Raw genomic sequence first — 12,905 nt, forward strand, 5'->3', positions numbered from 1 at the left:
TTAGCCATTGTTTTTATACTCAAAAGAAAAAGCCATTCTTCTCTGGTCTATACCCAGAAACAAGAATGACTTCTTTTCTTTATATCCGCTTCATTCAGCTGACATCATCAGGATTTGCCCAGACGATTTCACTGATTGCTTCCATCAGGTCCGGATCGATATCCAGAGCAAGCAGTGCACTGATTACTCTACCACTCGATTTACCTTTGACGATCGTACTGTAAATGTTCTCTTTCTCACTTGCTTCGATTTGAGCACGGTCCAGGAATCGGAAGAGTTCTCCGTGCATATCGTTTTTCTTAAGTTCCACTCCTTTAAAGTATAGAGTGTACTGAGCATCAGACGGCTGCTCAGGAATGACGATCTTAGTAACTTTTCCTTGTCGTGTCACCTCGACCTCCACTTTATCATCATTGACATGGACTTCAGGCATTTGAGTGCATTTGAATCCTATCAGTGATATAGTGAACTGCCTGTTTTTCGGAAGGACATCAAGATTTCCTTCAGGACTGCTGATCTGGAACATTGCCCACTCGTCTCCATTCTCTTTCCATTTCAGAGACATCTTAGTTGTAGCGGCTTCGCTTCCCTGACCTTGTCCATCATCTTCATATAATGTGAAATTGCCGTCTTCTCCGGCATAAACTCTGACTTCCATATTCTCAGGGTTGTCTGTATGATTCTGATGACTCTGATCCATCGGAACAATTCCCCCAGCCTTCACAAATACAGGGAAAGTGGACATCGGTCTGAACACGTCAAGCATGCGGTCGCCCTCATAGCTGCGGTTGTTAAAGAAATCGTACCATTTTCCTTCAGGCAGCCAGACTTTCACTTTTCCTAACCGCAGATCATCTTTCGTTGGTGTCGTAATCGGAGCGACGATCATCTGAGTACCAAAGTAATACTGATTTGGTACATCATACGCTTCATCTTTCCAAGGATAGTGATAATACATCGGTCTGATCAGCGGAAAGTCATCAAAGTGATTCAATACATTCATAGTATACAGGTAAGGAACCAGACGATGGCGAAGCTGCATGAAATCTGTCACGATGCGATCCGCTTTCAGTCCATATCTCCATGGCTCTTTCCCGCTGAATTCCCCGTCCTGACTATGCAGACGATTGATTGGGGAGAAGACGCCGAACTGGACCCATCTGACGAACAGATCATTGTCTTTGATTCCACCCATATGCCCGCCTATATCATGGCTCCACCAGCTGTAGCCTACATTGGAAGCTGTTGCTGTAAAATAAGGCTGGAAGTGAAGAGAATCCCATGTTGCGGCAGTATCTCCTGAAAATCCGATTGGATAACGGTGTGAACCGAGACCTGCATACCTTGAGAAAATAAGCGGACGATTACCGTTTCGCCCATGATCAAGGAAGTGGTAGTGATTGAGCATCCACAGTGGGTCCAGTCCTTCAACTTTTGTCACACTGCCCTGCTGCCAGTCGATCCACCAGAAATCTACCCCGATTTCTTCATGAGGATGGTGCAGATACTTGAAATAGGCATCTAGAAATTCAGGATCGGCGATATCGAACCGAATGGGCTCTTCCTCTTCAGCATTGACGCCGAGTTCCTTAGCCATTGGTTCATACATTTCTTCAAAGGGCTGGACGCCGTTGGCCGGGTGCAGATTAAGTGTTGTACGCATGCCATTATCCTTGAGCCAAGTCAGAAATTCTTCCGGATCGGGGAACAGTTCAGTATTCCAAGTGTAACCGGTCCATCCTGATCCGTATTCCGGTGGGATATCTGTCACATGCCAGTCCATATCGATGACAGCCACTGAAAACGGGATCTGTCTTTCCTGAAATTCGAGCATCAGACGTTTGTATCCGTCCTGACTATATGGGTAATAACGACTCCACCAGTTCCCTAATGCATATCTCGGGAGGAGTGGCGTCTTGCCTGTCAGATAATGATAGTCCTTCAGGGCACCCAGGTAATCCCGACCATAGCCTAGGAAATACATGTCAGTCACATTCTTCGGACGCTTCTCTACCCATCCGTCTTCTGTCAGACGCATAGATGTACTGTCATCAAAAACTGAAAAACCGTTCTTGTTCATCAGTCCTTCTTCCAGTTCAATAGCTCCATCAGCGAAATCCAGGGTTCGTGCCGTCCCTTTCAGGGTATCCGGTTTATCTCCAAAATACCATGTACTGTGGTACAGACTGTAATTACCTATTGCTTCAATATTTAAATTATTTCGTGTAAAGCCACCCTCAGTCTTGTAAAACATCAGGTGAACATGTGAGGTGATGATTTCAATATATTCATCTGTTTCTTTTAAATCAAATTCGGGCGTGTCAAAATCCCTGTTCAGGACTGTCTGTGTTGCTTCGTCTTCAAAAATCCCTTCAGGGTGATGTTCTAATCGGATCATTGCAGGGGTAAGTACAGTAAACCGATAATTTTCCCAGGTCACAACGGACTCATCCGGTGCCAGGGGGTGTGTTTCCATTTTGAATGTTTCTGTTCTATTCTTTACCAAGCGCAGTCATCCTTTCCTCGTCTGTCATAACTATATTTTAGCATACTAGAAATGATCTGCCAGTTTTAAGTGTTTTACATTTATTAATAAAAACGTAAAATCCTGTCTTTCGGATATGGGCTAAATGAGTACATTGACTATTCCCTTTATATCCTTTATACTGACCACTATAATATTTCAGCGATGAATAGGCACAGTAGTGCGTTCTGTTTCATTATTTCAGAGAACGGGTGGCTGGTGAGAACCCGTATGAACGAACCGCATGAATTACACCTAGGAGCACTCTCACTAGAGACGCATCCCGGCGTTATGGGAATGAGTGAAAGTAGATTTTTCTACTTTAAACTGGGTGGTACCACGGCACTGTTCGTCCCGACAAGAAGCATAGGCTTTTTGTGGGGCTTTTTTTATATCTTTATTTAGCTGATACTTGAATCTAAGGAGGCTGCTTATGTTCAAAACCCATGATTATTACGATATTCTTCATTTTGGGGTTTACTGCATCAGTATGGCACGTGAAAGATATTGGGCACTTATTCAGAGTACTGGATGACAGCTATGGCAGCACATCCATTTTCAACTGACACTATACATGGTGTTTCAATCATCTAGACCAATACAATACATTATTAAAGGAGAGTCAAAATGACTATTTTAGACGAACTTGAATGGCGTGGAGCCATCAACCAGCAGACAGATGAAGAAGGGTTAAAAGCCCTCACCCAGGAGAAAAGTATTGCCCTTTACTGTGGAATCGACCCGTCAGGCGACAGCATGCACGTTGGCCACCTGATCCCATTCATGATCCTTAAACGATTCCAGCTTGCCGGTCACAAACCGGTGATCCTCATTGGTGGCGGAACAGGCTCGATCGGAGATCCAAGCGGACGTAATTCTGAACGTGTCCTTCAGACGATGGATAAAATCATGGATAATGCAGATAAACTGAGTGCTCAGATGCGCAAGCTTTTTAAAGCAGGGTCAGAAGAATCCGGCATCAAGCTGGTTAACAACTACGATTGGTTGAGTGGATTGTCTTTTCTTGATTTTCTGCGTGACTTCGGAAAAGAATTCAACATTAATACTATGCTTTCTAAAGATGTTGTGTCCAGCCGACTCGACACCGGGATATCCTTTACAGAATTCAGTTACCAGATCATCCAGTCAGTCGACTTCCTTCATCTTTTCCAGAACGAGGAGGTCCAACTTCAGATCGGTGGGTCTGATCAATGGGGTAATATTACTGCCGGCCTGGACTTGATCCGTAAAAAAGAAGGCGCAGAGGCTAAAGCGTTCGGCCTTACGATTCCTTTATTACTGAAAGCTGACGGAACGAAATTTGGAAAGTCTGCAGACGGTGCGATCTGGCTTGATCCCGAGAAAACAACGCCTTACGAATTTTACCAGTTCTGGTTCAATCAGGATGACCGTGATGTCGTGAAATACCTGAAGTACTTCACTTTCCTGTCCAAGGAAGAAATCGACGAACTGGCAGAACAAGTGGAGACTGAACCACACAAACGAGCGGCTCAAAAAGCACTGGCCGAAGAAATGACTCGATTTGTCCACAGCCAGGAGGCGCTGGATGAAGCAATCAGCATCTCACAGGCCTTGTTCTCTGGAGATATCCAGAACCTGACCGCTGATCAGATCGCAACAACGTTTAAAGACGTGCCTTCTTCTGAAGCTGCTAAAGGTGAACACAATCTTGTGGAACTGCTGGTTGACGTAACAGGCATCGAGCCGTCCCGACGTCAAGCTCGTGAAGATATTAAAAATGGAGCGATTCGTCTGAAAGGTAGCCAGATACAAGATGTTGATTACGTTGTCAGTGAAAAAGACAGCTACGACAATCGGTTCATCATCGTCCGTAAAGGGAAGAAAAAATACTTCCTTATCAATCTCGTATAATCTTTTATCTAAATGTACAGCCGCTGCTACTTAAAAAGGTAGCAGCGGCTTTTTTGTATAGGCGCAGTGATTTGAGTCTCCTTCACTTTTCCTCCCACATGGTCAGATTTGTGCGTCTCAATTTTTCAAATCAAAAAAAGCCTCAAGCTCAGCTTAAGAAAGAGATCGTTCTCTTAATATGCTGAGCCTAAAGCTTATAATTTATATATCTGGTTAATAATTAGTTGAACAGGCCTCTGATTGCTTCCCAGATTTGTCTGAAGAAGTTGCCGATCTGATCGACTAGTCCGCTATCTTCAGCCTGCTGCCAAGCGTCTCCAAAACGGTCACGCAAGTTACCGGACAACTGTTCCAGCTGTTGTCTGACTTGAGCCGAATCAATCGCCCCAGTCTGCTGATAACGTTCAAAGAATGCAAGCAGTCGATCGATCTGATCCTGAGAAATCACAGATTGAAGATTATTGTTTTCCAATGCATCATTGATGATCTGTTCGATTTCTTCCCTCGTAGCCAGTTCATCCTGACGGTCCCGTAGTTCTGCCAGCTGCTGCTTGATTTCAACAATTGCCTGATCCAGACGGCTGGAGTCGAATTCCTCTTCATCAGCATTTTCCTGAGCAATCTGATTCGTTGTTTCCAGTTCTTCCTGTGCAACTTCCATACGGTCCTGATCCAGATCTTCACCATTAACATCGAATGCTTTGTAAATTCCGGTCAGTGCACTTTCGCCAGTCACTGGACGAATACTGGCCACCATGATGGTCACATCTTCTACTCCGGCAGTAATGGCTGCATTGATGTACTGTTCTTCAGTGATCTGAGTGATATTATCCGGGGTTTCGTTGATAACATTGACCCCATGTCCTTCATTTTCTCTCTGGACCAGAACAGATGAGATCATGCTGGCGGTATTTCCGGAGCCTGTACCCAGATAGTTCTGAAGGTCTTCTCCTGTTACAGCTACACTGGCTACATTATCCATGCTGTCTATGCCTAAAAGGTCAGCCGTTTCTTCGATCTGAGCATCATTCAACCCGCCACCATAGACATAAGTGGGAAGGCCCCATGCCTCGTTGACAACGCTTGTGTCTATGCCTTCAGAAGCCTGTGCAGACGGAATCATCAGCACAGCTGATGCAGTCAATGCGATACCGGAAGCCATCAATTTTTTTAAGTATTTCTTCATAATTTAATTCTCTCCTTTGTATAACTCAATCAATCAAACCATTTAATCTAGTCTATAGTATACCATCAACAAAAACATATTCCTATGTAATAAAAGCAGCCGCCGGAGAGACCCCGGCAGCCGCTTTCCCCTTTTTATTCAAATAATAAACGTATTTATTGTGCAGCCATTCCACCGTCGACCCGATACTGTGACCCGGTGACAAAACTTGAGTCGTCTGATGCTAAAAATAGAACGACCTTCGCTATATCCTCTGATTCACCATATCGTTGCATTGGAATAGCTTTTTCCTGTGCTTCTTTCGCTGCCTCTGCATCATCTGGACTCATTCCTGCTTCCAGCGATCGCATCATGCGGGTATTGACTGGTGAAGGATGGACGGAATTGACCCGAACTCCATTTGCAGCTACCTCCAGCGCTGCTGTTTTGGTTAATCCGATCACTGCATGTTTGCTGGCAATATATGGAGCGACGCCAGGTGCACCGATAAATCCGGCGACGGATGACGTATTAATGACGCTCCCTTTATTATGCTTGATCATGACCGGCAGAACATGCTTCAGTCCCAGGAACACGCCGCGAACATTGACCGACTGCACTTTATCAAAATCATTGACATCCTGATCCACGATCGGTGCGACCTTTCCTTCGATGCCTGCATTGTTGAAAAATACATCGATCGTTCCGAATGTATCAACTGTTTTCTTAACATAATTTTTTACTGCTGTTTCATCTGATACGTCGGCCTGAACACTTATCACTTCACCAAAATCGCTCAGCTCAGATAGTGTCTTGTTCAGATCTTCTTCGCTGATATCGACGATGGATACTTTAGCACCTTCTTTCAAGAAAAGCTTAGCCGTTTCTTTTCCAATTCCGGCTGCTCCTCCTGTCACCACTGCGACCTTTCCTTCCAAGCGTTTTGTCATGACATCCCACCTTTGAGAAATAATGTGCTCGATGTGTCCCGACCCTCCTCGATGAAAAACTTTTCCTGGATTAATTGTAACCGTTTTCTCTTCCTCTTGCAAGTCTGTATTTAGCAGTTTAGCTGACAAAAAAACGCCCGATCCCCACATTCAGATAAAGGGAATCAGACGCTGATTATTCACTTGCCTGTCTATTTTTATACTACGCAGTTCTTTATGATTATAATTTGTTCAGCGCATCACTGATTTCGTCTTTACCAGTGACCAGATCAAATGCTTTTTCATAGGTTGCTTCCGTATCAAGGCTGGCTGCTATGACTTTAGCCACATCTACTCTTGGGATACTAAAGTCTTCCGGTGTACCGATATCAGTACTGGCTGTGATCGTCCCTTTTGACTCTTCATTTTCCAGCATACCTGGGCGGACGATTGTATAGTTCAGACTTGAATCCATCAGCCACATGTCAGCGTAGTGCTTGGCAACATAGTACGGCTTGATGTCTTCGTTCCACTGATCGCGGTCATCTGCTTTGAAGGCACTGACCATGACAAACCGGTCGATGCCAGCGGCTTTCGTCGCTTCGACCGTTTTCACTGCTCCATCCAGATCGATCAGAAGAGTCTTGTCTGCGCCCGTACTGCCACCCGAACCGGCAGTAAAGACGACGGCATCGATGTCAGCCATACGATCTTTAATTTCATCGACTGAATCTTCCAGATTGCCCAATCTGGCTTCTACGCCTTTGTTTTCAAAATCCTTCACTTGTTCTTCTTTTCTTACAAACGCTACTGGTTTATGCTTGCCTTCTTCTTTAAGAATATCGACTAGGTGACGGCCGATCTGACCATTTGCTCCGACTATTAATACGTTCATTGTTATCGCTCCTTTAGGTTTTGTCTCCATTCTTACCATAACAAAAAGGAAACCATTCTACCAAAGATAAGCTTACTTTTTGGAAGAAGATTTCCTTATAATTTTTTACACTAATTGATAAGTCAGGCAGGCTGGTTTTTTTGTGGATGGATCCTGAACGATCTGTGCGTCGATATCAAAGACTGATCTCAAAACCTCATTAGTCATGACCTCGGACGGATCACCTGCTTTAATGATTTTACCGTCTCTTATTGAGACCAGGTAATCAGAAAAACGTGACGCGTGGTTCAAATCATGCAGTACCATGACAATCGTCTTGTTCTGATCCCGGTTCAGTTTCTCCAGCACTTGAAGCACATCCAGCTGATGCGCCAGATCCAGATAGGTCGTCGGTTCATCGAGCAGCAGGATATCCGTATCCTGAGCAAGTGCCATGGCGATCCAGACGCGCTGGCGCTGGCCACCTGACAAGGCATGCACATAGCGGTCCGCGTATTCCAGTAGATTCGTTTCTTTAAGAGCCCAGTGAATCATTTCCCAGTCTTTTCCTGAAAGCTGTCCGAATCCTTTCTGGTAAGGCGACCGTCCATAGGATACAAGATCCTTGACTGTCATTTCTTCAGGCGTATGTGGAGACTGAGCCAGTATGGCAATTTTTTTAGCGATACTTTTAGTGGACTGCTGATGGATAGCTTTTCCGTCGAGGAGTACAGACCCGTTCGAAGGCTTCAGCAGTCGTGCAATTGTCTTCAGGATCGTCGACTTTCCGCAGCCGTTCGGTCCAATGATACATGTGATTTTTGAATCCGGAATCGTCAGCTCAAGTCCGTCGACAATCAGCTGTCTGCCGTACCCGATAGACAAGTCGTCTGTAGAAATCCGTGACACGCTATCCATCCCCCCTTTTCAAGTTGTTAACGTATTTTACTGCTGCAGGCTGCTGTCAATATGATCCAGCACCTGCTCGTTGGCTATTGGTCCATAATACAACCAGGCTGACTGCGAGTCAAATGTGTAAACATTATCGTTCTCGACAGCAGGAATATTCTGCCATAACCGGTCTTCCATCAGTTCACTGTCACCATCTGAGATAAGGAATAGGTGATCAACATCCATGTCTGCCAGTTCTTCAAGAGATACAGCAGCCCAGTCTGCATCATCAGACAGCTGATCCACGACCTCTGGAATCTCAAATCCAGCATCCCCGTATAGGACGGATCCGCTTGAACGTTCAGGATGCACAACGAACAGACTCGTATCGATCATCCAGATCGCAGCGGCCGACTCGCCTTGTGCAGTTTCCTGAACTAAAGACGCGGTTTCCTCCGCCCGTGCATCGTAGGTCTCGATAACTGAAGCTGCTTCATCTTCTCTATCCAGAACCCTGCCGATTTCACTCATTGTTTCTCTCCAGCTTGTTGGACTGGCATTTAGAACATAAGTCGGTGCAATCAAGTTGTACTGGTCCACCATATCCTGTTCGATCTGATCACGGATAAGAATCAAATCAGGTTCAACTGACATGACGGATTCGTAAGGTAAATCATACGGAATCGTCTGCACATCAGCCAGATCATCCTGAAGGTATGTTTGAACCCCTTCACCATCATTGATCGACCACTGCGCAACAGGAGTTATATCAAGCGCTGTAAGGTAGTCTTCAAGATAAGAAGCAAGCACTGCTTCCGGATCTTCCGGGATTTCTACTTCGTTCCCCAATCCATCTGTCAGAATGCGTGGGCCTTCACTCTCCTGTACCTCTTCTGCATCTTCGTCTTCAACTGTTCCATCAGCCGGATCCAATTCGGTGTCTTCTTCATTGTTCCCGCAGGCTGCCAGAAGCAAAGTCAGTGATAACGTACCTAAAACTATTTTTTTCATCATGTTTCCTCCATTATTCTTTGATGGTTATTAATAGATAAATAAAGTAAGGGGCCCCGATCACAGAGACGATCAGGCCGACAGGAATTTCAGTTGGAGCAAGAATTGTGCGTGCCAAAGTATCGGACAGAACGATTAGAATAGCTCCAATGACAGCACATACGGGAATCAGCCGCTGAAACTTTCCTCCGACCAGTCTTCTGGCCAGATGAGGAGCAATCAGGCCGACAAAGGCGATGCCCCCGGCAGCTGATACACTGGCTGCGGAGAGGGCAACCCCAATGGTCAGCAGCTTGATCCGTTCTTTTTCGATTGCTGTTCCTAGTCCTACAGCCATTTCCTCACCGAGCTGCATGACAGACAGCACTCTGGCTTTATACAAAGCTGAAGGGATGAATATCAGGATCCAAGGCAGTAGTCTCAGGACTGCAGCCCAGGAAGCATTCCAGATCGAGCCCGAGAGCCAGATCAGTGCCCGATTGAAGTCACTTTCACTCATTCTAAGCTGAACAAGCAGCAGTGCCGCAGAAAAGCCGGCATTTACTCCGATGCCGACCAGAACCAGTCGGATCGGGGTGACCCCTTCTTTCCAGGCAAGCACATAGATAAGTACGGCAGCTGAGATGCCTCCGATAAATGCTGCAAAAGGCAGGCCAGTATTTACCCATACGGGTGGCTGATCCTGATTCAGAGTCAGAAGGTAAAGGTATAGAACAGCAAAAAATCCAGAGCCTGAATGGATGCCGATGATTCCCGGATCTGCCAGTCCATTCTGCGTTACGCCTTGAAAAATAGCACCAGCTGTAGCCATTCCAGTCCCCACCAGTACGGCCAGTACAATGCGCGGGAGACGGAACTGATACAAGAGAAGCTCATGGGCAGCTGTACCTTCGCCCGTTACTGTCCGCCAGATATCAGCTGGTGTCAAGGCCAGGTAGCCTGATGCCAGACTGACCATGACGAGCACGCCTAAAAGACAGATAAGAAAAAGAAAGAGCCATGCACTTCGCTTGAACGCTTTATCTTTATAAGGAGAGGGTTGATTTGATCGATCCATTTCAGCCTCTCCCTTCTTTTCTAGCCAGGAAAAGGAAAAACGGCACACCAATCAGTGCAGTCAAGGCTCCGACAGGCGTCTCATAAGGCGGATTGATCGTTCGAGCTGCCATATCTGCAAGAACAAGCAGACCAGCGCCGAAGACAGCGGAACCTGGTATGACCCATCTGTAGTTCATTCCCATGACTTTTTTCGCAATATGTGGAATGACCAGTCCGATAAATCCGACCGTCCCGGCGATTGACACGGCTGCGCCAGTCAGGATCAATACAACCAGAACGGAAATAAACTTGATCCAGCCGATCCTGATTCCAAGTCCTTTCGCCATTTCTTCCCCAAGCCCCATGATCGTCAGTGAACGAGATAGAGCGAAAGCAACGATCAGTCCAGCAAAAGCCAGTATGCCGATCAGTCTGACGCTTTCCATTCGGACACCTGCGACTCCACCTGCAAACCAGAAGCTGATGTCTCTGGCGACATTGAAATGGATGGCAATAATCGTCGACAAGGACTGGAGAAGTGCACTGACCGCAGCTCCAGCTAAGGCCAGTTTGACTGGAGTCAGACCTCGTTTACTGAAGGAGCCGATCAGAAAAACCATTCCGGTCCCTAATCCTGCTCCAGCAAAAGACCAGAGGATCAGCTGCCAGTAACTGGACTGGGGATGAAAAGCAAAAGCGACAGCGATCATGAAAGCTGAGCCCGATGTCACCCCCATGATAGACGGTGAGGCCAGCGGATTAAGCGTGAGTGCCTGCATGATAACACCCGATACCGCCAGAAAAGCCCCTACAAGAGCGGCCGCCAGAATACGCGGGATCCTCAGATCTCTGATGATGACGTGACTCGTACTGCTTGAGTCAAAAGCGGTGAAGGATTCAAGAATGTCTCTCCACCCGATATCAGACACCCCTATGGATATAGAGGCAGTCATGATCAGAATCAGCGCGCCTATACTGAGTATTAGAATAAGAGCGGCCGGATGAGGGGCACTCAGTCGCTTCATCAGCCGCTTCTGTGTATCTTTTTTTGTAAGCTGGTCCTTTCTGATCTGTTCCATAATACGCCCTTTTCTTTTGATTCAAATAATCGTATTTATTTCTCCTGCAGACCTTTATGAAAAGAAGACATGACGACTTCGGGAGTTTCACAAGGAAGAAGCACGGATTTGATCTGATTCACGGCATTGATGGCATCCTGGAACGCCCCGGCAATCAGCCTCACTTTCCCTTCATAATCAACGATGTCTCCAATGGCATAAATGCCTGCCACCGCGGTCTGCATCTGAGTGTTTCCTTCGATATAATAATTGTCTTTCAATTTCAATTCCAGAGATTTTTCCTGATAGAAATTCGGCTGGCTGTCGAATCCGATATTGACGATCAGTTCATCAAGTGACAAAGTAAACAGCTGACCGGTCTGGCTGTTCCTGACCTCGATGGCTTCAATGCCGGTTCCCTGGTCGTCGGGTATCAGTTTTTCTATGGAAGTATAAGAATGAATGGCCACATCGGATTCCTTTAATTTTCTGAGCTGAGATTCATGCGCCCGAAAAGTATCATTTCTATGAATGAGATGAAGTTCCTCTGCAGTTTCTTTCAGTTCGTTGGCCCAGTCGATAGCTGAATTCCCGCCTCCAACAATCACAACTTTTTTTCTCGAGAAGTCATCTACACGAAATATCCTGTAATGCAGATTTGTCTGTTCATAATGTGATGCTTTATGCATGGCCAGTTTTCGTGGAGACACTAGCCCTCCTCCGACCGCTATGATCACGGACCGGCTGTAATAGCTTGCTCCAGATTCGCTGATCACTTTAAACAAGTCTTCTTCCAATTTTTCAATATTCACTATTTTCTCTTTAAGTATAATCTCGGGATCGAACAGAGTCCCCTGTTCTATCAGATGAGACATGACATCTGCCCCGTGTGTAGGAGGCATGCCACCAATATCCCAAATTCTTTTTTCCGGATAAAAATGAAGCTTCCCACCCAGAGTGTCTTTTACTTCAATCAGACGTACAGAGAGATCTCTCATTCCTGCATAAAAGGACGCGTAGAGACCAGCCGGCCCGCCACCTATTATAGTGCAGTCTGTTATTTTCGTATTATCCATTGTATCCCTCTTCAATAAATGAGAATGATTATCACTTTCATATAAGTTATACCATTCACAAAGTAATGTGTCAAGATGACATCCGCTTAAGACCGGCACTTTCGTCTTCTTTTTCCCCTTCCTGGTTAAAAATAAAAAGAGGTTGGGACAAAAAGTCCTAGCTAACCAATAAACAGAAGAAAACCGAGTAGAAATGTACACCCGTACAAACCTACTCGGTTTTCTTTGTCTCAAATGCCCATTAGCCTCGTCTCTTGTTGTATTTTCTTAGATTGTTTGCCATAAATATCAGGTTCGTTTCATTTTCCACTTTCGATTGTCCACGAACTGAAAATCGAGTGAAACCTAAATTAGCCTTCACCTGTCCGAAAGTTGGCTCGACATCGATTTTTCGCTGCCTGTATAATGTAGCCCCTTCTTCAGTTGAAAGCTGTTCTTTAATTTTT

At 45.7% G+C, this 12,905-nt stretch carries 11 protein-coding genes and 1 other annotated feature; of the genes, 1 reads left to right on the top strand and 10 read right to left on the bottom strand.

Translation table 11 applies throughout. The features are described from left to right. Positions 1–94: 94 nt before the first annotated feature. Entirely contained in the window at positions 95–2,506 is a 2,412-nt protein-coding gene (locus tag BMX79_RS11295; protein ID WP_218025384.1) for a glycoside hydrolase family 31 protein, read from the bottom strand. A gap of 174 nt (positions 2,507–2,680) precedes the next feature. Continuing rightward, positions 2,681–2,884, top strand: a binding site (T-box leader). A gap of 267 nt (positions 2,885–3,151) precedes the next feature. On the opposite strand from BMX79_RS11295, the gene tyrS reads away from it, so the two are divergent. Further along, on the top strand, positions 3,152–4,417 hold the full coding sequence (gene tyrS, locus BMX79_RS11300; protein ID WP_091482754.1) for a tyrosine--tRNA ligase: 1,266 nt from the start codon (positions 3,152–3,154) through the stop codon (positions 4,415–4,417). 220 nt (positions 4,418–4,637) lie between these two features. On the opposite strand, the gene BMX79_RS11305 is transcribed toward tyrS, so the two are convergent. The 9 genes from BMX79_RS11305 to BMX79_RS11345 all read right to left on the bottom strand — a co-directional run. Further along, the gene (locus tag BMX79_RS11305) at positions 4,638–5,603 is read right to left on the bottom strand and encodes a DUF1002 domain-containing protein (RefSeq protein ID WP_091482756.1); all 966 of its coding nucleotides are present in this window, start codon (positions 5,601–5,603) and stop codon (positions 4,638–4,640) included. A 155-nt stretch (positions 5,604–5,758) separates the two neighbouring features. Continuing rightward, positions 5,759–6,532, bottom strand: a complete 774-nt coding sequence (locus BMX79_RS11310; protein WP_091482758.1) for an SDR family NAD(P)-dependent oxidoreductase — start codon at positions 6,530–6,532, stop codon at positions 5,759–5,761. Positions 6,533–6,752: 220 nt separating this feature from the next. Continuing rightward, positions 6,753–7,406, bottom strand: coding sequence for an SDR family oxidoreductase (locus BMX79_RS11315; protein WP_091482760.1), 654 nt, complete (start codon positions 7,404–7,406; stop codon positions 6,753–6,755). Positions 7,407–7,511: 105 nt separating this feature from the next. Then, positions 7,512–8,294, bottom strand: coding sequence for an ABC transporter ATP-binding protein (locus BMX79_RS11320; RefSeq protein ID WP_091482762.1), 783 nt, complete (start codon positions 8,292–8,294; stop codon positions 7,512–7,514). Between the two features lie 36 nt (positions 8,295–8,330). Further along, complete coding sequence (locus tag BMX79_RS11325; protein ID WP_170231046.1) at positions 8,331–9,287, bottom strand: ABC transporter substrate-binding protein; 957 nt, start codon at positions 9,285–9,287, stop codon at positions 8,331–8,333. Between the two features lie 13 nt (positions 9,288–9,300). Beyond that, entirely contained in the window at positions 9,301–10,344 is a 1,044-nt protein-coding gene (locus BMX79_RS11330; protein WP_091482766.1) for a FecCD family ABC transporter permease, read from the bottom strand. A 1-nt stretch (position 10,345) separates the two neighbouring features. After that, complete coding sequence (locus BMX79_RS11335; RefSeq protein ID WP_091482768.1) at positions 10,346–11,404, bottom strand: FecCD family ABC transporter permease; 1,059 nt, start codon at positions 11,402–11,404, stop codon at positions 10,346–10,348. A 35-nt stretch (positions 11,405–11,439) separates the two neighbouring features. Continuing rightward, complete coding sequence (locus BMX79_RS11340) at positions 11,440–12,459, bottom strand: NAD(P)/FAD-dependent oxidoreductase (RefSeq protein ID WP_091482770.1); 1,020 nt, start codon at positions 12,457–12,459, stop codon at positions 11,440–11,442. A 241-nt stretch (positions 12,460–12,700) separates the two neighbouring features. Beyond that, positions 12,701–12,905, bottom strand: a 205-nt coding sequence (locus BMX79_RS11345) for a transposase (RefSeq protein WP_143059447.1), incomplete at its 5' end; no start/stop codon positions are given.

The sequence above is a fragment of the Alkalibacterium pelagium genome, assembly GCF_900109325.1.
Lineage (GTDB): Bacteria > Bacillota > Bacilli > Lactobacillales > Carnobacteriaceae_A > Alkalibacterium > Alkalibacterium pelagium.